Source organism: Photobacterium sp. GB-210 (genome assembly GCF_003026075.1).
Lineage (GTDB): Bacteria > Pseudomonadota > Gammaproteobacteria > Enterobacterales > Vibrionaceae > Photobacterium.
In genome coordinates, this window is the sequence record NZ_PYNU01000006.1 from 104558 (window position 1) to 129978 (window position 25421).

A 25421-nucleotide genomic window follows, 5' to 3' on the forward strand; every position below is an offset into this window, starting at 1 on the left:
TTTTATCCGCATAATAAAAAATCCCCTGAGACACTAAATGTCTCAGGGGATAATTACTTAAAGCATGTTGTAATGGCTGATGAGTAGGTTATTACTGCACTATTACCAGCTCATTAATTTTACGCTTATTGACAGTTAGCTACGCCAACTTCTTTCCATACACCCCATTGACCAGATTTCGCTGGGTCTTCGCCACGTGTCCACCACTTAGCTTCCCAAACCTTACCATCTTTAGTCGCTTGGTCACCGCCAGTGTAAACTGTTGCTGCGTCCCATGCGTTATCACATGTATCAACAGGTGGCTCTACCGTTGTATGTTTAGCAACAACAACTGTCGCTGAAGCGCTTGAGCTTGCTTCACCATCAGATACCGTTACAGTAAAGACTACGTTAGTGTCTTGCGAGTACTCAGCCGCAGTAAATAGTACTTGTGAACCATTAACTGTTGCATTAACACCAGCTGGTAATGTCCAATCAAATGTTAGCGTATCACCCGCATCTGCATCAGAAGAAGCTGATGCATCAACAACAACTACATCGCCAGCGTTTGCTGTTTGTGGTGCAGTTACACTTGCAACTGGTGCCGTGTTTGTTGGTGGTACGACAACATCTTTAGGGGTTACAGTGACAACAACAGTATCTGATGACGATGCACCTTTGTTATCTGTTACTGTTAGTTTGAACGTTAATTGCTCAGCTTCTACCACTTCTGCAGCGGCAAAACTTGCTGTAGCAGAATCAGCACCAGTTAATGCTACCGCTGTACCTGATACTTGCTCCCAAGCATAACTAGCAATGCTACCATCTGAGTCTTTCGAGCTTGAACCATCAAGTGTTACAGATGCAGGACCTGAAACCGTTTGATCCACGCCAGCTGCTGCTGTTGGTGCCTTGTTTGGCTTATCAATCACCGCGCCCGATACACCTTCATGCATTGCATTTAGGATATCACCGTTATCCGCATCAATTTCCCATGAGAATAAACCAGCAAGGCCAAGTGATTTAACGTAGTTACCTTTAGCTTTAACAGAACGCTCATCATCAAATGTGATCAAGTCACCTGTTGAACGATTCCACACATACGGTGCTTCTGCTTGCTCATCGTAACCATATTCAAAGCCATTGATACCTTGGCTGTTAGCACCAAGCATGTATGATTTAATGCCTTTGTAATCAATAACGCCGTCTTCCCAAACACCTTGAGCTTTGCTGCCCGTCAGTTTGCCAGTACCTGTACCTGTCATTGGATCTGTTGGATCTGTTAGCGTATCAGGTGTTACACCCGTCCAACCACGACCATACATTGCAGCACCAAGAACCAGTTTGTTAGCAGGAACGCCCTGATCTAGCAGTAACTGAATACCAATATCAGAGGTGTATGCAGGTCCTTTGTACGGTTCGCCATTTTCATCTAGACCAGTACCGTCACACTGACCAGGACGCATGAAGTTACCACAGTAAAGTGCTGTTTGGTGACCAGGAACGTTGTTCCAACCGCCGTAGAAGTCGTATGTCATTGCGAAGATGTAATCCATGTATTGGATAGCTTCGCCATAATCAACGTCTTCAATTTTATCGTAACCAACACCGATTGCTGATGTTAGCTCATAAGTACGACCTGTATCAGCTTCTAGCTTATCAAGCATCGCACGCAGTTCACGCATTAAAGCAATGTAAGCAGGACCATCTTTTACTACATCACCACGATCTGCTGCTTGGCCGCCGCCACCAGGGAATTCCCAGTCAATATCTACACCATCATAGAATTTCCACGTTTTTAGGAATTTCTCAACAGAGGCAACGAATGTGTCACGGTTTGCTTTATCTACAAAATCAAAGAATGGGTCAGACAATGTCCAGCCACCGATTGATGGGATAATTTTCAGATCAGGGTTACGCTGTTTCAATGCCATTAGCATTGCGTAGTTACCCTTGATAGGTGTGCTATATTCATGACCTGCTTGCTTAAAGCTCTTTTGGAATGCAGCCCATGGGTCATGGATAACAACTTCGTAATCATTAACACCTTTACACGCAGTTTGTAGTGCGTTGAAGCTATTACCACCTACCGATTTCACAGACTCGTTTGGACCACAAATTGGGATGAAGCCATAAAGAATATGGGTCAAGTTGTCTGCAGGAATGTTATCTACTGTATATTCACGGCCATAGATACCCCACTCAACGAAATACGTCCCCATAACAACGCTTGGGTCGGTATCAAATGATTTGTTGTTTGGATCAACATTCATTGCTAGAGGAGGTAAGTGTGAACCATCTGTATCTGCAATGGTGATTTGTGCTGGCGCACTTTTCGCACATCCTGTTTCGTCACAGGCTTCGATTTCCATTTGGTACAAGCCGCCTTGCTCGTACTCAAAAGAAGCGGTGGTTTGACTACCTTTGATTGGACCAGATGCGACCTTTTCACCATCAAAATAGATGTTGTAAGTATCGCCTGATTTACCACTCCATTGGTTAAATTTCACATTAATCTTAGCTTTGTCATGGTATTTAACCATGTCGTTATAGCCAGATGTTGTTTCCATCGCTAGCTCAATTTTAGAGAACTGAAGGTTGTTAGAACCATACAGATCAATGCTTGGTGCCGTAGGGGCCGCGAAAGCAGCGCCTGACAGTGCAAGGGATATTCCTGCTGCACAAAGGTTAAATCGAATCATAATCTATCTCTCAATCCTTGAATTTATACTCAACATTAAGCATATAATGCTTCTACGTCTGGTACAGGGTATGACTTTTTTTATTAGTAGAAACATGTATTCAGCATTTCAGAGACTGGCTATTTTTCAAAAAAAATAAGTCAGGGATCAATTCTTTTGCACAAATATTCGTACAAGAATTTCTAGATTTCATGGATTTTGCAACAAGAGGCAAACAATCAACAACATTTTGATAACATTTAACCGTATTAAAAATCCCCCTCGAAAAGCTATTTTTAGGCCAAAAAAAGTTTTTTTTAGAAGGAGAAAAACAAAGCCATCGATAACTTTTATAAAAAACAATATCAATAAACATTATTTATCAATGACTTAATTTTATATAAAACAGTTATATATGGCGTTTAATTGCAGAGAATCCGCCATCAATTTGAATAAAATGGCATTGTCGTAGTAATTTAAGCAATGAGATAGCAATCAAAGAACGGTATCCACTCGCACAATGGACAACAAAGTTATCTTTCTCTGAAGGCAGTTTGCCTTGCACAATATCGGATAACGGTAATGCCTCAGCATTAGGTAGCGCACCTTTTGCTATTTCATCTTGTTCACGCACATCTAAAATATTTAGATCTGATGCCTTCGTTACTAACGTTTCAGCAGATATGTGTTCAACCTGAGACAGTGTCCCCTCAAGCGCTTGAAAACGGATATGGGTATAACCTAGTGATTGCAATGTTTCTTTTACTTGGTCTTGATTATTAGGTGAAGCAATAACGCCTAATTGAATGTCTTTATCCGGCAGCATTAATTCAAGCCACCATTTAAATTGTTTCCCGCCAAATCCAACAAATACACTACCTTCAACATGACCCGCTAAGAACTCATCAGAACTTCGCGTATCAATCAGGATTTTTTTTCTATCTGTAAAAATATGCACGTCTACTATTATCCTTTAAAAATAGAAGCTTAAGACCTTACGCTTTTCTTATAAAAAAGCCATGGGCTCAGTAACATATTTATCGACAACAATATAAGATTTACACCGTATCTCTTTATCGATAACACAGAAGAGATTTAGTCATCAAATTAACGCCGCTTGAATAACGCTCTTACGATTGCATTCGCAAGTTGCCTTAATAAGGTTTTAATAAACGATTCAGTGTATGTTTGGCGCTGAGAGCGACGAGGTTTTCGAATACTTGCACGTTCATGTTCAGCTTCTTGTGTTTGCTGCTTTTTCTGCTCTGTGCGCTTATTTAATATCTCATGGGCTGACTCACGATTCACTGCTACTTTATATTGCTGAAAATACTGACTGGCGTTTAGCATTTCAATGCGCTTATCAGCACGAATAGGACCAATTTGCGACTCTGGAGGGCGAATAGTGGCATGTTCAACTACCGATGGTACACCGCCCTCTTCTAATACTGATACTAGTGCTTCACCTACGCCTAATTCACCCAGTAAGGTAACTACATCTAAATTTGGGTTATCCCTAAATGATTCAGCTGCAACTTTTACGGCTTTTCTCTCTTTTGGGGTATAGGCACGTAACGCATGTTGAATGCGATTACCCAGCTGTCCTAATACTGAATCTGGAATATCGGTTGGATTTTGACTTACAAAATAGATCCCAACCGCTTTAGAGCGGATCAAACGTACCACTTGCTCAATCTGATCTAAGAAGACCTTCGGTACATCATCAAACAGGAGATGAGCCTCATCGAAAAAGAACACAAATTTAGGTTTATCGAGATCACCGACTTCCGGTAGGTTTTCATAAAGCTCAGACAACAACCATAATAAGAAGGTTGAGTACAACTTTGGTGATTGGATCAAGGTACTTGCATCCAGAATATTTATAATGCCTCGACCATCTGCGGCAGTTTTCATGAAATCATGGTAATCCAATGCTGGCTCACCAAAAAACTCGCTACCACCTTGGCGTTTAAAGCCCAATAAACGCCGCTCAATAGCAGCAATAGAGGACTTACTGATACGTCCGTACATCCCACCCAGTTGTTTTGAGTTATCGCCTAAGTAATTTAGTGCGGTAGAAAAATCATCCAAATCCAACATCGGCATTTGGTTTTGTTCTGCATATTCAAACGCTAAATTAATTAGCCCTTCTTGGACATCATTACAATCTAACAAACGACTTAATAATAGCGGTCCCATGTCTTCTAACGTCGCGCGGATTTTTGCCCCTTCCTTCCCAAACAAATCCCAGAACTCAACGGGAAAGGAAGTAAATTGAAAATCATCAATACCAATTTCTCGACAACGTTTTTGAACAACGGCGTTATCAGTACCAGCCTTCGCCATACCTGATAAGTCACCTTTTACGTCAGCAAGAAAAACGGGGACACCAAGGGATGAAAAACCCTCAGCTAAACATTGAAGTGTTACCGTTTTACCTGTACCTGTTGCTCCAGCAATAAAACCATGACGATTGGCATATTTAGGATGGATCCCAATTTTGTTTTCGCCCTTACCGATAAGAATTATGTCACTTTTCATACTCAGAGATTCTCTACATTTTATGATTCTATCTTTATCAAACTTAGACTGAAGTCCTTAAAATTACGATAAATAATCATAAACATAGCGTTACTTTTGAGGTTAAATCGAAACTATTAATTTAGGTTTAAACATAAATAACATAGCTATAATGACGAACATGAATGGAATGACAAGAAGGGTAAGCTGATACCAACCAATCATGTTATTAAGCCTGCGATGCTAGCAAGTAAAGAGACGACTGTTACTGAGCTAAACACTACAAACTCATTATATGCTTGTGCTTTATCTTCTGAACTGTGTCCATACTTGTTTTTTCACCATCACCTCCGTATAAAAAACACCCAATGAAAACACTAACATGAATATCAAGCTCTAAATAGAATCAGTTAACATGGACTTTTGATAGTTTCACTAATTATCTCCTCGATAATGGCTGTTTTTATCAAAAACCTCATATTGCACTCACCATTAACACCCAACTAAATCATCAAAAAAATTGCCGTCGCTTACCAACGTTCTTTTACTGAATGATACAAACGCGATAATAAATAAGATCTCATCACATTTTTAAAGGAGCTTATCGCTCTTTTTCTCTGTACTCTATTTTCAAATACCAAGTTGTCTTATACCCAATTCTATAAAGTTTTGATTTCTCTAACACATTCATCTGTTTTTTTTGATATAACTCTTTATTGATGTATTGAAATAAAAAGGAATAACGATGGATAAGGTTACGGAAGTTATTAATTTCCTCATCGCACACAAATTACTACTAAGTGCTCTGATCATTGTGATTGTTTCACTGATCCGTCGTCTGGTTTTGACCAAAATTCGAGGGGAAGAACTCTTTCTTTCAGAAGAACAACGAAAATGGATGTCTCGAACCAAAAATGGCACCTTTTCTATTCTTATCCTTTTACTCTTTATCCTTTGGCGCTCAGAAATTAATGAGTTTGCATTATCTGTCACAGCGATCGCGGTTGCCATTGTTGTCGCATCGAAAGAAATTATTCTTTGTATTACAGGATCAATTCAACGCGCAAGCTCACGTTCGTTTCGAATCGGTGACTGGATTGAAGTGGGCAAGTTATGCGGCGAAGTCATCGAACACAATATGATGGCAACGGTTATCCAAGAAATCGATCTTCATCATGGCCAATATCATTACACAGGGAAAACAGCAACCTTACCTAATAGTATGTTTTTCACTTACCCAGTAAAAAACCTCAATTTTATGAAGCGTTATGTTTACCATAACTTTTCTATCGTCGTACCCAATTTCCTCAACCTCTACCCTTTACTACCAACTATGGTCAAAAAAATAGAGCACCATTGTGAAGATTTTATAGACGTCGCTCGTCGCTATAACAGCATGATAGAAAAACATGCGGGTGTTGATTTACCGGGCTCAGAGCCACACATCCATATCAGTAGTGGTGCGACAGGCGAACAAATTGTTCACTTCATGTTATTTTGTCCAACAGAGCAAGCGACACATTTAGAGCAAGAAATTCGACAAGATTTTATGGAAGAATACGAAAAGCATTTTCCCAACAAAGATGACTAACCTGAAAAAGAGCGAGCATTAATCTCGCTCTTTTTAATTGTAAGCAATAAAAAATACGGCTAACTTTTGACAGCTTGTTTAACATCACTTAATTGTTGATGTAATAGCGAAAATTGCTGAGTTAACTTATGCTTTGGTTGGAAATGAATAAGCGGGATTTGTTGAAAATGTGATTCTTTCATTTTGATCGATTGAGGTAGATAAGGCTCTAATACTGGGAAGCCTAATTCTTTGACACTCTCAATAATTTGACGGGGAAAATTTGCCTGAGCATTAAACATATTGACCACAATACCTTCTAATGACAACTCACGATTATGATCGTCTCGAAGCTCTGCTAAATTGTCCATTAAATTGATCAATGCCTGTTGTGAAAAACTATCACAATCAAATGGAATCAATAAGTTATGCGCCGCAATTAATCCCGACTTAGTATAAAAATTTAGATTTGGTGGGGTATCAATATAAATGTGTTCATATTCTTTTTCTAATTCATCTAATGTTTCACGTAACTTATAGATCTTATAGCGGCGTTCTAATTCTGGCTCTAATTTATCTAATTTGGGGCTCGATGGAATAAGAAATAAATTATCATAATCGGTCGGTTGGGGGTAATCCAATGTTGGTGATGCCATTGAAAACCAAGAAGCGGTTTGATTAAGTAAATCAGCAATGGTTTTATCGCTTTTTTGATTAATATCGAACCCTAAATAATGGCTTGAATTACCTTGTACATCGAGATCTATCACCAATGTCTTGTACCCTTTCGCCGCACTAATAGCCGCTAAATTTACGGTAATACTTGATTTACCCACCCCACCTTTCTGATTAAATATAATCCTGCGCATTACATCCCTTCCAATGATTAATTATTAACCAATACAATATACCCTTATATGCATATCTTTGTTAGCTAAAAACCCACACTTCTCAACGTTAAGACTGATACAACTCAAGTGGTAATCCATCTGGATCGCTAAAAAAAGTAAATTTCTTTCCCGTTAATTCATCAATACGGATCGCTTCTACCTCAATATGATGTTCAACTAAATATGCTGCTACAGATTCCACATCATCAACTGAAAACGCCAGATGACGTAGCCCTTGGGCCTCAGGATAACTGGGTCTTTGAGGTGCATCAGGAAAAGAAAACAGTTCGATTTGGCTATTATCTGGTAAACGTAGATCGAGTTTGTACGACTGACGTTGCGCTCTATAGGTTTCATTAATGATCTCTAGTTTTAATATTTGACTATAGAAGTACTTAGAACGCTGATAATCAGAGCATATGATCGCAACATGATGCATTCCGTTAAACATAAAATGCTTTCCTTATCTGATTTTAACGAGATTAATTAGAGGGGCCATTAGTAATGTAGGCTTTTTCATAAGGGGCTAATAAATGTGGATTATTCTGAATATCCACATCTTTAATATGATTTCCTGAATAATTTAAATACGTGAGATCTTTATTTTTTTTCACATCAAGCGATACTAAGTGATTGAAACTCACATTAAGCACTCTTAATTTTTTATTATGCTTAATATTCAATTTATTAAGCTGGTTATTTTCAACACTAAGTAGCGCTAATTTTGGATTATGACTAACATCAAGCTGGGTTAAATGATTATGTGATAAATCTAACTGTTGTAAGTTAGGAAAGTTACTTAATTCTTTAATTTTTGATATATGTAAACCGTCACATTTCAACTCAGTAATGTGTTCGCTATATACTTTGCCTTGCAAAATGACGCAACGTTTAAAGTTAGCATCAGCAAACGGAATATCACTGATTGCCGCATAATGCTGGGCACAACCTGACAATGTCAATCCACCCAAAAACAGCAATATAGATGAGAATACTTTTTTCATTTAAAAATCTTTTCTATTACCTGTATTAAAACGACGCTTAGTCTTTGCGCAATGGTCGAATCACGCTTTCGAGACCTTCAATTTTAAAATCAAGCGCCAAAGCCATCAGCATACCTAACTCACCGTCAGGAAATCCTTGTTTCTGAAACCACAATAAATACTCTTCAGGTAAGTCGATAAGGATTCGACCGGCGTACTTACCAAACGGCATTTTCATATTTGCTAATTTAATCACATGCTCTTGCTGAAACATTACTTTCTTCACATAGAAAAACAGCTAAGTATTGTAACAATGCTTAGCTGTAAATATGCGAAATTTTTGTCAATTAAAAATCAGTTGATTATCACGCTATGCCGCATCCCATGACTGGGCGACCACTCTTTGCCCATCAATATAAAGGCTTGCAGTGTAATGACCACCAGCATTCACTTCGCCGACACCTTTTGGTGTTCCCGTCATAACAATATCACCATCTTCTAATGTCATGAATGATTGGATTTCCTGCAAAATAGCGGCAGGTTTTGTGATCATTTGAGAGCTAACGCCTCGCTGTAAAACCTCTTGTTGTTGTTCAAACACCACTTCAAATTCCGTTTCAGCAATATTAGGAAGTGGCACGAAATCACTAAAAAGCACGGATCCATCAAACGCTTTTGCTCGTTCCCACGGTAGGCCCTTTTGTTTTAAGGTCGCTTGCAATTCTCGCTTTGTTAAATCTATTCCCACTCCCGCAGCCATAAACTGACCTTGTTGGTACATAAAACAAATTTCAACTTCATAATGTAGGAAATCGTTACTATGCTTAGCTTTGAGTTGTTGAGAAATGGCAGAATTGGGTTTCGTAAACAAGACAAGTTGCGTAGGAATTTCATTATTTAACTCATAGATATGCTCAACGTAATTTCGACCAACACATACCACTTTTGATGGTGTTATATACTTATCTCCAGTGGGTGAACTTAGCGTAATCTTCTGCATCAAATAATTATCCTTAATGATCATGAGTACGTCTATTATTCATATATTTATGAATGAATAAAAACATAAAAATAAAAAACAGATGCCGTTTACATTTTTACGGTTATTTGTCACACTTCATGGCTTGTTAAGTTTTAATGTTCATCTGACTTTTGTAAGCAAGACACAGAATAATATTGCGTTATTTTTGACACATCTGACTATTGACCGTTGCTCTTTATCATCGTCAACACCTGTATCTAACGCACCTTCTTGCTGTACGACATGAGAAAAATAATGAAAAAGATTTTATTAAGTACGCTTTTACTGACATCACTATTAACTGGTTGTAGTTCTTCTCCTAAAGATGCTGCAGCGCTTCCAAGCACATGGGAAGTAATGGCGATTGATGGGCATTCAGAGCCTGTAGATGCATTACCTAAAAAGCCAGAATTAGTGATTGATAATAATTTGACGGTCACTTACCACGGCTGTAATACATTAAAAGGCAAGCTGACACTAACTGGCCAGAATTTACTGACTAAAAATTTAGCGTCAACCCGTAAAATGTGTATTCAAAACGAACAAGCTATTGTTGATGGATTCGTAAAAAGAATGCTAACAGGTCCATCAGATTACCTAGTGAACCAGAACACATTGATTATCAGCTCTGAACGTCACACCGTGACATTTAAGAAAGTAAAATAATTCACCGATTGATTTCAATGCAACGGAGGCTCAATACCTCCGTTTTTTTATGCATTAACAGTGATGAGCTCTTCTGCTATCAATTTCAATAAAAAGGTTTCACGCTCAATCGACATCCCCTTTTTCTCAGAATGTTTCATCGTCTCTTCATTATGCGCTATCGCATCAAAAATATTGATCCATACCGGCTTCATACCATTTTTAATTTCGTAATCTTCAAAGCGAGTTGCGCCTAACTCTTTATCAATAGTACAAACGTAACAGTATGATTTCATATAAACCACATCATGATCTGGCTTATACCACGGGCGATATTCGTCATATTGACCAAACGCTTTAATATCTCGAATATTTCTTGCGCCAGTTTCTTCTTGTAATTCTCGGATCAACCCTTCGACTTTATCTTCTCCAGCATCAATGCCACCACCAGGTAAGGTGTAATCATGATAACGCTCTGTGTATAACATCAAAATATCTTCACCATTTAATACAATGGCTCTTGCGGCATCGCGTTGAAATATTGCTAAGTCAGTTGTATTAAAGTCAATATTGGCAAGATCAGGGTGAACAGATAGTTTTAAAAATCGCATATAACACAGAACTCATCACTGTCGATAACTAGGCTGCGTATTTTAGCTAACTCTGCCTATGATTACTAATGAGGGGATTTCAGGACTTGATTCATACGCTTAACAACATTCAATGTTGATTCACCACGGTGTAAGCCTAATGCTGTCAGTATACAATTAGCCCCTAGATAATGACGATTATAAAACTCACCTTTTGCATCAAATAAGGTGCTGACACCTATTTTCAGTAAATCCAGTTTATTTCTAACATTCGACGCTAACTGCCACTGGCTTAACGGCGGTAATAGATTATTTTTTAGCGGACAAGGTAAATGTCCCGGGTAGGTTTGCCACGGCGTAAGTAACGCTTCTGAATATGACTGATTAAGCCATTTCATATAGAGTTGATGTTTTACCGCTGAAGATACCGGTAACGCGAACATCACTTCCAGCATCGCTTTACTGTAAAACGGTAAGTGAAAATCTAATCGAAATTTATCCATATCTTCTAGTGCAGGAGCGATGTGTTGATGTTGATCGTTTTCCCATAAAAAGAGTTGAAATGCTTTATCTAATGGTAAGTGTGAGTACTGACATAAGCATTCAACAATATTTAGCTCTAACTGCTGCTGCAATTTCGCCCCTTGTTTTACCATTCGTTTAGGAATATAAGCATGCTGATGTTTTAAATATGCTTTTGCCACAGCAAAAGGATCGCCACTGGCACATGCGGCAAGAATCTGATCATCACAAAACACCATACCAATACATACACTGCCACCATTACCCGACCATACTAGCCTAGGCCTCTCCACTTGCAGATAAAATGGATACTGTGTCGATCGCCAATAATGTCCTAGACGTTGCTCAACAGTCTGCTCTTGAGTATCACTGACATTCACAATATGCAGTGGAAAATCATGGCATTGTGCAAAAACTTCGGCATAAACCTCATCTTGCGACCGTTGATAGGAAAAGTTCATGCATTCTAATTTTATTCCGCGCTTTAACAACTCAGCGACAATAACACGAGAATCTAACCCCCCCGACAGTGTACTGATCGCATGAAGATCATTACCTATTGCTAGGTCGACCGCTTGCTTAAAGGCATGATCCAACTGAAGTGCTCCCTCACTATCATCAATACAATTAAACGGCATATCAGACCATCGAAAGTACCGCTCTTTAACAAGTGAAGTGCTTGTTAAGGTTAATTTTTCTCCCGGTTGGATAGAGTACACTTCGTTATAGTGGGTTTTATTGCCAAGTGAATAACCGATTACCGCATATTCAGTCGCCCCTGCTAAGTTGGTCGTTAACGTCACACTCAATTCATTGAACAAACGTAAACAGGAACTAAAAATTACGCTCCCTTTATATTTCATATAATAAAGTGGACGTATTGCCAAACTATCGGCAAAAATAGTTAATGCACGCCGTTGTTTATTATAATCTAGCACGCAATACGTACCTTGAGCCTTAGCCAATAATTGTGGGAAATTCGAAAGGCTCTGCTGCAAAAGCGTATTAACGTCTTGAGTCAGTGAAGAAGACATTAAGGTATGTCCAAGAACCATAGAAAAGCGTAAATGATTTTCAGCCCAGCTCGATTCGCGATGACAATCAATGGCGACTCGGCAAAAGTACAAATGATTATCGAAATACTCATGCCTTATATCGGTTGGATTACGCGATAAATGTTGAGCGATCTCTTTTTTTATGAGCAATAAATCTGAAGTCCAAGCTTCTGAAATCACACCTGCAACAATACTCATTCATCTCTCCCACTGTGAAGAATGAATATCTGCAAAAAATAAACCAACTTTTTTCAAACATAACGCTTTGTTTCATCGTTATTATATGATGCTTCTCTTTTTATTCTTTATTAATCAATGCATCTTGCTACAAATATAATAAAAAAGCTTCTCTATTAAATTTTATAGAGAAGCTTCATTTTCTATCGTAATAGACAGAGATTCATTATCAATGACGATATGATTCATAAAGGAACCAAACACGACGCTCGGTTTGATCGATCCAGTTATCAATCATACTCACTGATGAATAGTCTCCACAGTCATCACATAAAGTATGCGCAGCACGAAGTTCTGCAGCTAATTGTTTGTTATCACTACAAAGTTCAGCAAGCATATCTGCAGGTTCAACATAATCAGCATCATTGTCTAAAATACGCTGCATACGTGAGATTTCACCAATAGAACGTAAAGTTTTTCCACCAATTTTACGCACACGTTCAGCAATGTCATCGGTCATTGCAAACAATTGAACACTTTGCTCATCAAGCATTAAGTGGTAATCACGGAAATGTGCACCACTCATATGCCAATGGAAGTTTTTGGTCTTCATATAAATTGCATAAACATCAGCAAGGATCGCTGTTAGTGCACCACTGATCTCTTTAGTCGCGTCTACACTTAAATCTGTAGGTGTGGCTAGAGGACGAGTAAGGTGTAATTTTGCATCTTCAATTTGTGATTCATTCAAGATAGTACTCATCGTCTTTTCCTAGTATGTTATTTGTGACAACGAATTCACTATATCCCCTTTAATTTGTATGACAATATTCTTTTGTCGGTTGTTATTGCAACTTAATATTGAGCCTTTAATTACTTGTATCAAAAATCAATAATATTTAATTTACTGCAAGCTCCTGATTGAATTTAATAAATAATATTCATCTAATATTTTTCGATATAAAATTACCTTATATCTACAGCAACAGTATTCGTTATAAATAAAACCATATTTGCCAAAAACTTAAGCATAATGTAAAAAGTTATTTAATTTAAAAATAAAAATAGGAAGGCAATAATGCAGTCATCTACCTACCACATTGGTGAAGCAGGTAAAGCTTGGGGAAGCGACGAAAAAGCACAATGGTTAGCACAGACAACCATTAAACGTTCTTACCTTGAGCAAGTTGTGACAAAAATTGATGCATTGAAAAATGATTTTGATGTCACTCAGTATGGTGCTCTGTCTTATGCCCCTGATAAATACCCTCTTTTTGCGATAAAATCGCGTAATTGGGATAGCAATAAACCAACAATTTTAATCACCGGTGGTATTCACGGTTATGAAACGAGCGGTGTCCACGGCGCACTTGCATTTGCCGCTTTAGAAGCTAAACACTACAGTGATGATTTTAATATTCTGATTGCGCCTTGTGTGAGCCCTTGGGGCTATGAAACCATCAACCGTTGGAACCCTAACGCTGTTGATCCTAACCGCTCATTCATCCCCAATAGCCCAGCAGAAGAATCAGCGGCTTTAATGCGCTTAGTTCAAGAGCAAAAAACATCATTTCTAGCGCATATTGATCTTCATGAAACGACGGATACCGACGAGTCCGAGTTTCGTCCTGCACTAGCAGCGCGTGACGGTAAAGAATATATTGAAGACAGTGTACCTGACGGCTTCTATGTGGTTGGTGATACCGAAAACCCTCAAGATGCTTTCCAAACTGCAATTATTGATGAAGTACGCCACGTTACCCATATAGCGCCACCTGATGACAACGGGAATATTATTGGTGAAGCGATTACCCAAGAAGGCGTAATTAACTACCCATTAAAAGCATTAGGATTATGTGCAAGCGTAACAGATGCGTTGTATACCTCGACGACCGAAGTCTATCCTGATAGCCCGCGCGTGACAGAAAAAGAATGTAATATGGCGCAAGTTGCCGCAATTAAAGGTGCATTAGACTATTTAAAGCAACACGTTAAATAATAAATAATGTTCAGCTAACCTTGTTATTTTATATGCAAGGTTAGCGTTTTCTATCTTTTGTTTTGTTATTTTTAACATCTAAATACCAACATTTGAATTGCAGATTTATATTCCCCATAATAAAGCCATCACTCACCTCGAATTTGGCAAGCCGATATGGATATCTTTTTCAAACACATTGATAGCCCATTAGGGAAAATGACTCTCACGGCAAACGATAATGCACTGCTTTCTGTTTGGTTTGAAAGCCATACTATCCCCTCTTTACATCACGCCATACTCAAACCAGACCATGCTATCTTGCTGCAATGTGAGGAACAATTAGCTGAATACTTTTCAGGTGATAGAAAACAATTTTCAGTACCTTTATCGTTTCAAGGCACACAATTTCAAGAACGTGTATGGCAAACATTAACGACAATTCCCTATGGTCAGACATGGCACTATCAACAATTAGCAAATGCTATTGATAATCCAAACGCGTGTCGTGCTGTCGGTAGCGCTAACGGTAAAAATACCTTATCCGTTATTGTACCGTGCCACCGAGTGATCACTAAAAGTGGTAATTTAGGAGGATATGCGGGAGGAAATCATATTAAGCAACAGTTACTCGCACTAGAAAGTCAGTTTAAATAATAAAATGCCCCCACTCTGACTATATTTTTCTATTGATAAACTCATCTACAACAGCAGATACCTGCCATACTTACTGTTAAATGTCGCGTTTATGAGTAGCATATAAGTAAAAGAGAATCGGCGTTTTAAAATAAACCAAGGCGAAGATATGAGGAGGCAATGATGGCCACAGCAATCTCTGTCGAACAATATTTATCACACCATAATATTGAACTTAAACTAACTCACCATCGTCCTACCGACTCATCCTTTAATTCCGCAATGTCAGCACACGTTCCCACAACGAAGGTGGCTAAATCTGTCATCTTAAAAGATCAACAACACAACTACCTCATGGCTGTAATACCGGCAAATCGTCACGTTATGTTAGATAAGGTGAGTAAAATTACGGGTAAAAAGTACTATTTAGTTGGTGAACACGAACTGTCATCGCTATTCCAAGACTGTAGCCCCGGCGCGATCCCCAATCTAGGGCAGATCTATCATCTGGATATGATCGTCGATAACATACTGTTTGATATCGACGACATTTACCTTGAAGCGGGTGATCATGAAAATCTTATTCACCTCACCACCGAGCAATTTAAAAAAGTCATGACCAACATCAGTCATCATACAATTAGTGGCTACAGAATGTTATTTACTCAACAGCATGAAAGTAGTTATTGGGATTGGGACTAGCCCTATCATGCTTCGTTTGACTAGATATAATAAAGCACATCATCACATTGGGTTTTATGATGATGCTTTGCGAATGCTGTTAGATACAACAGTGTTCGTATTTCCTACCTATTCATCAATCATTTCACACCAAGATGTTCCTGTGGGGATCTGCATGGCTTTACGCTCTGGGGTAGAGCTAACGGAGAGATCTCGCTGCAATATTGCTCCAGCCGCTAACACCATTCGCTCATAGACTAACGGATCAAACATACGCCCTGTTTGTGCCCATTCCACGGTATAACGACCACAACCCAGTGCTATACCCTCATTTTGTGAAAGAAATAAAAACCTATCCTGCAAGCCAAAGTGCTCATACATCATGTAAGACTGAAATAACATTGCCATATCTTCTTTGCGGTTACTGTAACCATATAAATCACTTGCACCTTCTACCTCAAAATGCGCACCAGCTTGTAAAGCAGTGAGTGTACTAACCTCATAGCTTGGCGTAACACCGTCATACAGTACATTGGCTGCATCAAACAAAAGCCCATCTTGCAGTGGAAACCGATCATAGAGAGTCTGATTTAATGGGGTCATCGCGTTGATGTTTTGATAAATAGTCCGATGAGGATCGAGTGATGTTAGGGAAGCAGGTGGAATCGCATCCACCGCATGCGCCAATTCATGCACCAATAGCCTAAATAAGGCGGGTAATAACTGATCAGTAGTACGCATCGTATTATTTTCTGCATACTCATTGCTCACCCAAGGCGCATAATTTCCCTCACTATCGACACTTTGCCTTACCGCCAAAAACGGTACATTAACCTGAAATTGATCACGAAAGTCCGGCTTAGCAATAATTGTTAGCCACTCCTGCTCGTTGCGCCATAAATAACGAGGATCAATATAAATGGTTGCAGTATTAGCACTATAAAAAGAAGGACGAATATCATCAGCAATGACGATAGCACTGACGGAGCGAAATAAAGGCAAGACGTCAGACGAAAGCAACGCTAAAGTAGATAAAAATTGCTCGGCCATCCAAGGATGAGAAACAAAGATTCGTTGCTCAATATCCGTCAATGTCACTGCAGTGTTGAACGTTAACCCTATCGGTGGGAATTGGCTGACTAAACAGCTATTTCGATAATTTTTAGCGCACGCAAGGTACTGTTTTGGTGTCGTAGCAGAGTGTGCGGCAACCCTACTGAGATCAGGGTACCCTTCCGCATGTAGCTCTATCTCTTGGTGATTATCATCACAAGCGGTAAGTAATAGCGAAAAAGCCACGATAAAAAGAAAAGAAGACAGATATCTACAGTTCGAACTCAACCACATTTCGCATCTCCTTATCTCACTATTTTCTAAGTGTAGCGGAAGGAAAATACTGATAAGTATTACCACTAATGCAAAGTTTCAAATATCGTGATCAAGCTTCACTATCGGAGATATTCCCGCTAACAAATATTGACTAAAAAGCGAATAAATCTATTCTGGAATAGAGCAACAGAGATGCATGTCGCACAGATTACTGTTGCCAATTTTTGACTATGGAAGGTGTTAAATGGATTTACTTCGTGGCTTATATTCACTACTTGAATCGTTCTTTGAATAACGCAAGCAATACAATCATCTCGAGTATCAAGCCGTAATTCAGTATTACGGCTTTTCTTTTTCAGATGTATTCATAATTATTTATTAAGAAAGACTCCTATAGATGTATAAGCCTGCTCACACTCTCTCTTTACTATGTTTTCCATATTTAAGAAGGCATGGATCATTTGGTCAAAATGGATATGCTCTGCTTCTACACCTTGCTTTTTTAACGCTTCGACATACGCGATACCTTCATCTTTTAGTGGGCAAAACTCAGCCGTGATCACTAAGCTTTCAGGCAGCGCCATACTATAGGGTCCCCACACAGGTGATGCTTTACGTCTATCTTCATTATGCTGAAAGTAATTCGAGAAATACCATTCAATACGAGACTGTTGTAGCAAATACCCCATACCGTTTTGATTAACAGATGGAAAACTTAATGTGTAATCAAGGCTTGGGTAAATGAGTACTTGCTTGGTAATTTCAACCTCATCATCAAATTGTGCCATTCGTGCTAACGTGGCACAAATAGCACCACCCGCTGAATCTCCAGCAATAGAAAGTTGCGGTACAAAATTTAACTCAGCACGGATCAAAGTTTGAAACAGCGATTGTAAAACCAAATAACCATCATCAATCGCGGCAGGATAAGGGTGTTCGGGAGCAAGAGGATATTCAACCGATACAACAATAAACTGACTATGTTGTGCTAATTTCCGACAAATAGGATCGTAAACCTCGACACTACCCGACATATGCCCACCACCATGAAAAAAAACTAATACGGGGAGTGCCGTCTCTGGTTGAGGATGATAAATGCGAATAGGCACTTTATCTTTAATCGTTAAGTTCTCAATTAACGCAATATCGGGAATCTCGGTGACTAGCTCACGAGTAATGGCAGCAAGACCTTCTCTCACCGTTGGTACGGTAAACGGAATACCACTGGCAATGGTTTCATCCATCACTTTATTAAAGCTATTAAGCCATTGTTCTAATAAAGTCGTTAATTGGCGCATATCTATCCTTTATATAGGCATTGACCGTTACCCTACAATAATTAGGGCGTTAATTTTGATAACTCTTCAATATCAACAGGCTGAGTATAATCAACAGATGATAAACCAAAGCCATTAAGGGCTAAAAAAGCTGACTTGTATCCAGCATAGTCGCCAACCTGTCTAAAGTTGTCAGCGTTCATTTCTGCCATTAATTTGTTTACTTGCAACTGTACTTCAGGTTTTAGTTCCCAATCGTCCATTCTGATCAGAGCCTGATCTGATTGCTCGTCTGAATCATTACGCTGTTTTGTTTCAGTATCAGCCGATGAATAAATTTTTTGTGCAAAAAGACGCTGCATTTGCTCAATACACCCTTCATGATTTCCCATTTGCTTCATCACTTTAAATAACGCCAATATATAGGGCGAAAATGTCGGTATAAAGACACTGGCTTTTGTCACTAATGCTTTACACACCACTACGTTAGCTTGACCATTGATCATCTGAACTAATTGTTGATTAATTGCGTGCGCGGTTTGATGTAAATGCTGCTTGGCAATACCAAGCGTCCCATGATGATAAATAGGATATGTCGACTCAGGACCGATATATGAGTAAGCCAAAGTTTTAGCTTTTGGAGCTAACAGGTTTTCAGATAACAAAAAGTTTATCCATTGTTGCCAATCTTCACCGCCCATCACTTTTGTTGTAGCGAAAATTTCCTCGTCACTAGCAGCAGTTAGTTCCGCAGGGACTAATTTATCTTTTTCTAAATCAACACTATAACCAGAAAAATTTTCACCCACGGTTTTTAAACATGAACGCCATACCTTACCCGTTTCAGGATCGGGACGAATACCGGTTGCTAGGCTATAAATCACTAAATCAACATGTCCGCCAAACTCATCACGTATTGTTTGCGCTACGTGTTGACGCACTTCATCTGAAAATGCATCACCCACAATATTTTTGGCAGTATAGCCTTGCTGCTCAGCCGCTTGCTTAAAGAAAATATTGTTATACCAACCCGCAGAGCCTATCCCCTTATCACTTGGACCTCGTTCATAAGAGACACCCAAGGTTTTCGCTTGCGCACCACCAAAGGTCAACGCAATACGTGATGCCAACCCAAATCCAGATGATGCTCCTAAAATTAATACTCGGAGAGGACCTTGTGTGATCGGCGCAGCAGACTGTACATAATCAATCTGCTGTAGTACTGCTTGCTGGCAACCATAAGGATGTGCTGTTCGTGCCACAACACCTTGAATTTCAGGTTGAATCACCATTGAACCATTCCTCTTATCGATTAATACATCATCGTTTACTGATCAGCATGCCATACATGCCAATAATAAAACCTGATGATTAACTGATAACGTCATATTTACATCACCGATAAGTCAAAATTTAAACATTTTATAGATTTCACCATTAAAAATGATTCATATTTGCATCAAAAAATATTAACCAAAGTATTTTTTTGTCTTATTGAGCCAAAAATCAATAGCCATAGCTTTATTTAAAATCCGATCAAATATCAAACTGACGGTCGCACTTTAAATTTTTGCAGGAAGCAATGATGAAGGTATGGACGAGTGTTTTTATAGTTTTACTGTTAAGTTTTAGTTCTAGCGGATATGCAAAGATCTCATTACAACAGCAAGCCAAAGTTATTTATGAAGAAACAAAACTTAAGAAGCACTTAGACTTCAATATTTTTATGACGGCTTATAAAGAACATATTCGTGTTGCAGATAAACCGATTATGTCGATTATTGATTACAGCCAGCCATCGAATAACCGCCGATTTTTTATTATTGATACCGATAAGAAAAAACTGCTTTACCGTACTTTTGTTTCACACGGCATCAATAGCGGCAATCTTTATGCTACACAATTCTCTAATATTGTTGACAGTAAACAAACCAGCTTAGGCACCTATCGTGTTGCTGAGGCCTATCATGGTAAGTATGGACTTTCTTTACGTCTTGATGGGATGAGTCCATCAAATTCTAATGCAAGAAAACGTGCGATTGTGCTGCATGGGGCAAAATACGCAGAGCCAAGTACCATTAAAAAATTAGGTATGCTTGGACGTAGCTGGGGGTGTCCAGCCATTCCAATGAAGTTAACCAAAAAAGTCGTCAACTTGTTAAAGGAAGGCGGTTCAATTTACGCTCATGCGCGATCATAATTCGCTTTATTGTTTGCAAAATGCCATTTAGAAAGCTCGTTTTAGCACGAGTTTTCTTTATTCACTTCTGAGATATCTCTTTTTTTCGACCATCACATACTGCAACCAAGCCCACGCTGAGTCGTGTAAACAATGTATTGTCTTTTAGATAATTGGCACAGAATATTCATACATCTCTTCTATATACCATCACCGATCTAATAAGCACGTTCAATATGGGAGGGGGTTATGATGTTTTCACTTTTTTTCCGTCTAAAACTCAAATATCTCATTATCGCATCTTTACTTTTTAGTAGTCCTTACGCTAACGCAATGAGAGCAACACACGCTTGGAAGGTTTACGACCATGCTCAGCTCCAAAATTACGTTGAATTTGATATATTTCTCAATGCTTATCGTGAGCATTTACGGGTTGCCAACAAACCTATAATGTCGATTATTGATTACTCTCAACCTTCTGACTCTAAAAGATTTTTAATCATAGATATCGAGAAAAGAGCCCTACTCCATCGAACTTTTGTCACTCACGGTATAAACAGCGGCAAACTGTATGCTACCCAATTTTCCAACACGGTGAACAGTAGACAAACCAGCTTAGGTACTTACCGTGTTGGTGAAGCTTATTATGGTAAATACGGTATTTCTTTACGATTAGATGGCATGAGCCCTAGTAATTCAAATGCGCGAAAACGTGCAATTGTATTACACGGTGCAAGCTACGCTGAGCCAAATGTTATTCATGCTATTGGGATGCTAGGCCGAAGTTGGGGATGTCCGGCGATATCACGAGAGATCACGCCAGAAATCGTAGACCTACTTAAAGAAGGGGGCTCTATTTATGCTCACGCCCATAACAACAGACACAATAAATAAACGGTACTATCATGCTAGTGACTGAAACACGCAACCACCAGTAACAATAAAAAAATAACGCCAATAAATTTCAGTAATAAACCTAAATAAGCGCCACCTTTAGGGGCTTTGTTACAACAGCTCATACATTGTCTATTCATAAAATAATAAGAGTCATGAGCATAAAGGTTCCAGTAAAGGGAAGGTCAATACCTCGTCTAATAAAACTAAGCCCATACATATAAAATCTATGTATGGGCTTAGTCTAATAAATCATCACATTCGTTTATAAATATAACTGAATCTTACTTAGCGCTAGAGAATAACACGATTGCATCGTGAACCCCTTGGATCCCCATCTGCATACCAATCACGGCTAAAATTAATCCCATTAAGCGCGTAATAATACTGATCCCACTTTGACCAATTTTTTCTATCAGTTTAGGGCCATAAATAAAGCAAAAAAACGTGATAACACACAGTAAAGCAAAGGCAGAAACCGTCACAAGAATATGAAACATCCCCCCTGCTGCAGAGTAGTTCATCGCTGTCGCAATCGTACCAGGGCCTGCAAGTAACGGTAGAGCCAATGGAGAAATCGCAATATCAGCCCCACTACCAGATGTTTCTTCTTCCTTTGTTTCATGCATACTTGATGTATTACCTTGCAGCATGTGATAACCAACAAGAAAGACTAAAACTCCCCCCGCTAAACGTAATGCAGGTAGCGTAATACCAAATACACTAAAGATCCCTTTTCCTAAAAAACAGAACGTTGTGATAATACAAAAAGCCGTAACCAGAGCCTTAACGGCAATTGCTCTTGTTTGTTTTGCTGGCATTCCACCTGTCATTCCCACAAATACTGCCGTATTCGCAAAGGGATTCATCATCGCGAAAAAACCCATGAATACAGTAATAGCGACTGTTATTAAGTCGTGCATGCAACCTCTCTCTCTATAAGATTTATAATTAAAACAACACATTCCTGAATGAATCATATTTAATAAAAATAAAATAGCAAAAACAACACAGCAACAAAAACAAACAATTTCTCAACCTTTGAGGTATTTTCGCTCACATTACCAACAATAATGCTTAAAACTCATCATTAAAAACACAACTAATTACCGATAGAACAGATTGCAACATAAATATAACTACATGATTTAAATCACATTTAATATTTTCAGATGTGAAATGAAATAGAAATAAGACAAAAACAACTCATTGCATATAAAAGCGTGATAAAGATATTGTGCGCTCTCAAAATTTTGCTTTCATTCTGCTGCAATATCACTCGCAATTGATATTATCTTTATACGGTTGAAGACAACGGAATTCCCCATGGAGGGGACAACCTCAGTAGGCTGATATAGGGATGGTAGCCACATATCTATGGATGGCACAGCTTCAGTAGGTTGTTGAAAGGATTTGTTCAGGAAGAACCAACCGTACAATTCCCCCAGCAAAATTGCTCCCAGGAATTGGAGTGATTGCATAATCTTATTTTTTATAGATTTGTTTAAAATTGCAGAAATAAAAAAGCCCGCAACCAATTGCGGGCTTTTTTATTTGGCTCCTCCTGCTGGACTTGAACCAGCGACATACGGATTAACAGTCCGCCGTTCTACCGACTGAACTAAGGAGGAATTGTCATGGTGGTGGGGGAAGGATTCGAACCTTCGAAGGCAGTGCCGGCAGATTTACAATCTGCTCCCTTTGGCCACTCGGGAACCCCACCGAAATTTAATGGTGCCGACTACCGGAGTCGAACTGGTGACCTACTGATTACAAGTCAGTTGCTCTACCTACTGAGCTAAGTCGGCACTAAAATTTCGCTTTATCATCAAGCCTAAGCTTAACAACTAAATATGGCGGAGAGATAGGGATTTGAACCCTAGATACGCTATAAACGTATGCCGGTTTTCAAGACCGGTGCTTTCAACCACTCAGCCATCTCTCCGTAAGTGCGGCGTATGATAGCGATCACATTTTACATTGTAAAGTGCCGTATAAACCATATGCGTAACTTTTATACATTCAAACGATAGCGCGAAGAATTACACATCAGCTCATAAGAATTAGTGCAATTTGCTGTTTAAACGCATACTAAAAGCTCGTCGCTATTTTCTATAACTCACTATTAAAATACGCCTGAATTTCAGTTTGAACACGCTCAAACTCAGCTTCAGCGAGATAATAAGCTTGGTCTGATGAAAAATGTAGCTCATCTTGCTTTAGACAAATATTAATAACCGTTTGATCTGCGAAGAACAACATAATAAATGAACTATCAAATTCAACACGCAAGATCGCTGCTTTATTCACTGTAAGATTATTATCAATTATCAATCCACGTTTCATGATAAATACCGATTCAAAAATTCTGCTGTTACCATAACGAATTAATAAAATTTAAACAGAGAGACAAAATAATATTGAGTTTTTCAAGCAATTGACACTATGCACTTACATCGTAAAAATACTAACGAGTCGTTTCATCAACCACGTTTTTATCAGCAGTTTTCTCTTTAGCGGGCTCATCTTTAACCGCATTTTGAAAACCTTTTAATGCATAACCTAAATCTCTGCCTAAGTTTTTCAATTTTTTTGTACCAAATAACAATACGAAAATAACAGCAACAATAAGTAGTTTGCCAATACTGATTTCACCCATGATGTTGGTTCCTATTATTTCGTCGTGGTGTCGGGTTGGTGATTAGGTAAGCATATGATTCATAGTGTTCTTTTAACCCTGAAAGGATAAATACCATAGAAAAGCACACACTAATCACATTTTTCGCAAACAAAAATTCAGGATAAACATGGGTTAAAAATAGATGGATCAGACACCACACAGAAATAACTTGTAGCGCAACAGTCGTCAGTTGCTGCCACGTTGATTTTAAAAAACAAGTACGAGTTAGCATAGCTATAAAAAAGACCACTGCTGCTGTCATTTCAATATAAAAAAACATATATCCACCTTATCTTCAACGCTTTATCCCATGGTATAAAGTTTGATCTAAGGTTTATGTAATAAATACATTACGTCATATAAAGTTTTTATAAAGAACGATATTCAGCAAAATCGACCCCATTTAATTATCAACTATCTCTCCATTGATCAAGCGATACCCCACCCCATTTTCAGTGATGATATATTGAGGCTGAGCCGGTGATTTTTCTATTTTATGACGCAGTTGAGCGATATGAATACGAACATAATGGGCATGTTCAGTATAATTACCGCCCCATACTTCTTTTAATATTTGCTTATGAGTCAAAACCTTACCCATATTTTTTGCCAGTAATATTAGTATTTTATATTCTTTAGGCGTGAGCTTAATACTCTCACCGTTATACATTACTGTTTGCATTGCCATATCAAGTAATACATCACCAAAACGGTATTGACATCGCCGGAGTAATAAGACTTCACCAAAAAAGAAACCAGCCGCCAACAGACCTAAAACCTTTTTTAAAATGCGGTGGCGCTACGTTATGCGCTAGAGAGGTTAATGTTAAAACACCACCTTCACCTTTATTCGAAGCGCGTGTGACTAACGCTAAACATTTTATACATACCGTTATCACTAAGGTCCAAAAGACTAATGAAAGAAAAACATTTGCTTGGTTAATGGCTATTGAGTGTTCACCTTCAAACATACCTTTAAAGGTATACAGTGAACTGGTACCAATATCACCATACACAGCCCCAATAGATAGGCACGTCAGTCCCCATAAAGACTGTTTTTACTTTTGTATCGTTGACTATCATGTACATCCCATATTGGGGAAACACTGTACCTTATGACGAAATAGAGGCACA

Annotated in this window: 26 protein-coding genes, 4 tRNA genes and 1 pseudogene; 7 read left to right on the plus strand and 24 right to left on the minus strand. The window is 38.7% G+C overall.

What is annotated here, in order from left to right; translation table 11 throughout:
* Positions 1 to 125 precede the first annotated feature (125 nt).
* From C9J38_RS10605 to C9J38_RS10615, 3 genes are all read right to left on the minus strand, one after another.
* The gene (locus C9J38_RS10605) at positions 126 to 2681 is read right to left on the minus strand and encodes a glycosyl hydrolase family 18 protein (RefSeq protein ID WP_107207055.1); all 2556 of its coding nucleotides are present in this window, start codon (positions 2679 to 2681) and stop codon (positions 126 to 128) included.
* Between the two features lie 388 nt (positions 2682 to 3069).
* Positions 3070 to 3618, minus strand: a complete 549-nt coding sequence (locus tag C9J38_RS10610; protein WP_107207056.1) for a rhodanese-like domain-containing protein — start codon at positions 3616 to 3618, stop codon at positions 3070 to 3072.
* A gap of 149 nt (positions 3619 to 3767) precedes the next feature.
* Positions 3768 to 5201 (minus strand): helicase HerA-like domain-containing protein, encoded by a 1434-nt coding sequence (locus C9J38_RS10615; RefSeq protein WP_107207057.1) that lies wholly within the window; start codon positions 5199 to 5201, stop codon positions 3768 to 3770.
* A 724-nt stretch (positions 5202 to 5925) separates the two neighbouring features.
* On the opposite strand from C9J38_RS10615, the gene C9J38_RS10620 reads away from it, so the two are divergent.
* Positions 5926 to 6771, plus strand: a complete 846-nt coding sequence (locus C9J38_RS10620; RefSeq protein WP_107207058.1) for a mechanosensitive ion channel family protein — start codon at positions 5926 to 5928, stop codon at positions 6769 to 6771.
* 59 nt (positions 6772 to 6830) lie between these two features.
* On the opposite strand, the gene C9J38_RS10625 is transcribed toward C9J38_RS10620, so the two are convergent.
* The 5 genes from C9J38_RS10625 to C9J38_RS10645 form a co-directional block, all read right to left on the minus strand.
* A complete protein-coding gene (locus C9J38_RS10625) occupies positions 6831 to 7619 on the minus strand; it encodes a ParA family protein (RefSeq protein ID WP_107207059.1) in 789 nt (262 codons plus the stop codon).
* A gap of 88 nt (positions 7620 to 7707) precedes the next feature.
* Complete coding sequence (locus tag C9J38_RS10630; RefSeq protein ID WP_107207060.1) at positions 7708 to 8091, minus strand: VOC family protein; 384 nt, start codon at positions 8089 to 8091, stop codon at positions 7708 to 7710.
* Positions 8092 to 8122: 31 nt separating this feature from the next.
* Positions 8123 to 8644: a hypothetical protein gene (locus tag C9J38_RS10635; RefSeq protein WP_107207061.1), complete on the minus strand. Its 522-nt coding sequence runs from the start codon at positions 8642 to 8644 to the stop codon at positions 8123 to 8125.
* Positions 8645 to 8681: 37 nt separating this feature from the next.
* Positions 8682 to 8897: a DUF3820 family protein gene (locus C9J38_RS10640; protein ID WP_107207062.1), complete on the minus strand. Its 216-nt coding sequence runs from the start codon at positions 8895 to 8897 to the stop codon at positions 8682 to 8684.
* 96 nt (positions 8898 to 8993) lie between these two features.
* Entirely contained in the window at positions 8994 to 9623 is a 630-nt protein-coding gene (locus tag C9J38_RS10645; RefSeq protein WP_107207063.1) for a fumarylacetoacetate hydrolase family protein, read from the minus strand.
* Between the two features lie 276 nt (positions 9624 to 9899).
* Between C9J38_RS10645 and C9J38_RS10650 the strand changes: the two genes are divergently transcribed.
* Complete coding sequence (locus tag C9J38_RS10650) at positions 9900 to 10310, plus strand: META domain-containing protein (RefSeq protein ID WP_107207064.1); 411 nt, start codon at positions 9900 to 9902, stop codon at positions 10308 to 10310.
* A gap of 47 nt (positions 10311 to 10357) precedes the next feature.
* On the opposite strand, the gene C9J38_RS10655 is transcribed toward C9J38_RS10650, so the two are convergent.
* The 3 genes from C9J38_RS10655 to C9J38_RS10665 all read right to left on the minus strand — a co-directional run bounded on the left by C9J38_RS10655 (position 10358) and on the right by C9J38_RS10665 (position 13396).
* Positions 10358 to 10900, minus strand: a complete 543-nt coding sequence (locus C9J38_RS10655; RefSeq protein ID WP_107207065.1) for an NUDIX domain-containing protein — start codon at positions 10898 to 10900, stop codon at positions 10358 to 10360.
* 65 nt (positions 10901 to 10965) lie between these two features.
* A complete protein-coding gene (locus tag C9J38_RS10660; protein WP_107207066.1) occupies positions 10966 to 12654 on the minus strand; it encodes an asparagine synthase-related protein in 1689 nt (562 codons plus the stop codon).
* Between the two features lie 208 nt (positions 12655 to 12862).
* Entirely contained in the window at positions 12863 to 13396 is a 534-nt protein-coding gene (locus C9J38_RS10665) for a Dps family protein (protein WP_107207067.1), read from the minus strand.
* A gap of 315 nt (positions 13397 to 13711) precedes the next feature.
* On the opposite strand from C9J38_RS10665, the gene C9J38_RS10670 reads away from it, so the two are divergent.
* The 3 genes from C9J38_RS10670 (at position 13712) to C9J38_RS10680 (ending at position 15949) form a co-directional block, all read left to right on the plus strand.
* Positions 13712 to 14632 carry a M14 family metallocarboxypeptidase gene (locus C9J38_RS10670; RefSeq protein WP_107207068.1) on the plus strand — a complete coding sequence of 307 codons (921 nt, stop codon included), beginning with the start codon at positions 13712 to 13714 and terminating at the stop codon, positions 14630 to 14632.
* Between the two features lie 156 nt (positions 14633 to 14788).
* On the plus strand, positions 14789 to 15268 hold the full coding sequence (locus tag C9J38_RS10675) for a methylated-DNA--[protein]-cysteine S-methyltransferase (protein WP_107207069.1): 480 nt from the start codon (positions 14789 to 14791) through the stop codon (positions 15266 to 15268).
* A 159-nt stretch (positions 15269 to 15427) separates the two neighbouring features.
* Positions 15428 to 15949, plus strand: a complete 522-nt coding sequence (locus C9J38_RS10680; RefSeq protein ID WP_233218497.1) for a YbaK/EbsC family protein — start codon at positions 15428 to 15430, stop codon at positions 15947 to 15949.
* 108 nt (positions 15950 to 16057) lie between these two features.
* Here C9J38_RS10680 and C9J38_RS10685 read toward each other — a convergent pair whose 3' ends face one another.
* From C9J38_RS10685 to fabV, 3 genes are all read right to left on the minus strand, one after another.
* Positions 16058 to 17275, minus strand: a complete 1218-nt coding sequence (locus C9J38_RS10685) for a hypothetical protein (RefSeq protein WP_107207071.1) — start codon at positions 17273 to 17275, stop codon at positions 16058 to 16060.
* A 353-nt stretch (positions 17276 to 17628) separates the two neighbouring features.
* Complete coding sequence (locus C9J38_RS10690) at positions 17629 to 18555, minus strand: alpha/beta hydrolase (protein WP_107207072.1); 927 nt, start codon at positions 18553 to 18555, stop codon at positions 17629 to 17631.
* Positions 18556 to 18596: 41 nt separating this feature from the next.
* Positions 18597 to 19826 carry an enoyl-ACP reductase FabV gene (fabV, locus tag C9J38_RS10695; protein WP_107207073.1) on the minus strand — a complete coding sequence of 410 codons (1230 nt, stop codon included), beginning with the start codon at positions 19824 to 19826 and terminating at the stop codon, positions 18597 to 18599.
* 293 nt (positions 19827 to 20119) lie between these two features.
* Here fabV and C9J38_RS10700 point away from each other — a divergent pair, with 293 nt between their 5' ends.
* Both C9J38_RS10700 and C9J38_RS10705 read left to right on the plus strand, forming a co-directional pair.
* On the plus strand, positions 20120 to 20734 hold the full coding sequence (locus tag C9J38_RS10700; RefSeq protein ID WP_107207074.1) for a murein L,D-transpeptidase catalytic domain family protein: 615 nt from the start codon (positions 20120 to 20122) through the stop codon (positions 20732 to 20734).
* Positions 20735 to 20962: 228 nt separating this feature from the next.
* A complete protein-coding gene (locus C9J38_RS10705) occupies positions 20963 to 21607 on the plus strand; it encodes a murein L,D-transpeptidase catalytic domain family protein (protein ID WP_107207075.1) in 645 nt (214 codons plus the stop codon).
* A 284-nt stretch (positions 21608 to 21891) separates the two neighbouring features.
* Here C9J38_RS10705 and C9J38_RS10710 read toward each other — a convergent pair whose 3' ends face one another.
* The 10 genes and pseudogenes from C9J38_RS10710 to C9J38_RS10760 all read right to left on the minus strand — a co-directional run bounded on the left by C9J38_RS10710 (position 21892) and on the right by C9J38_RS10760 (position 25303).
* Positions 21892 to 22530 (minus strand): MarC family protein, encoded by a 639-nt coding sequence (locus tag C9J38_RS10710; protein WP_107207076.1) that lies wholly within the window; start codon positions 22528 to 22530, stop codon positions 21892 to 21894.
* A gap of 632 nt (positions 22531 to 23162) precedes the next feature.
* Positions 23163 to 23238, minus strand: a tRNA-Asn gene (locus C9J38_RS10720).
* A gap of 7 nt (positions 23239 to 23245) precedes the next feature.
* Positions 23246 to 23330: transfer RNA gene (locus tag C9J38_RS10725), tRNA-Tyr, on the minus strand.
* Between the two features lie 9 nt (positions 23331 to 23339).
* A tRNA-Thr gene (locus C9J38_RS10730) sits at positions 23340 to 23415 on the minus strand.
* A 46-nt stretch (positions 23416 to 23461) separates the two neighbouring features.
* Positions 23462 to 23552 (minus strand) — tRNA-Ser (locus C9J38_RS10735).
* Positions 23553 to 23719: 167 nt separating this feature from the next.
* Positions 23720 to 23953, minus strand: coding sequence for a hypothetical protein (locus C9J38_RS10740; protein ID WP_107207078.1), 234 nt, complete (start codon positions 23951 to 23953; stop codon positions 23720 to 23722).
* Positions 23954 to 24074: 121 nt separating this feature from the next.
* Positions 24075 to 24266 (minus strand): Sec-independent protein translocase subunit TatA, encoded by a 192-nt coding sequence (locus tag C9J38_RS10745; RefSeq protein WP_107207079.1) that lies wholly within the window; start codon positions 24264 to 24266, stop codon positions 24075 to 24077.
* Entirely contained in the window at positions 24259 to 24567 is a 309-nt protein-coding gene (locus tag C9J38_RS10750) for a hypothetical protein (protein ID WP_233218498.1), read from the minus strand. The genes C9J38_RS10745 and C9J38_RS10750 overlap by 8 nt, the downstream gene beginning before the upstream one ends.
* Before the next feature lie 123 nt (positions 24568 to 24690).
* Positions 24691 to 25017, minus strand: a pseudogene (locus C9J38_RS10755) (winged helix-turn-helix domain-containing protein); the annotation flags it as partial.
* Between the two features lie 10 nt (positions 25018 to 25027).
* Positions 25028 to 25303, minus strand: a complete 276-nt coding sequence (locus C9J38_RS10760; protein ID WP_233217718.1) for a KUP/HAK/KT family potassium transporter — start codon at positions 25301 to 25303, stop codon at positions 25028 to 25030.
* Positions 25304 to 25421 lie beyond the last annotated feature (118 nt).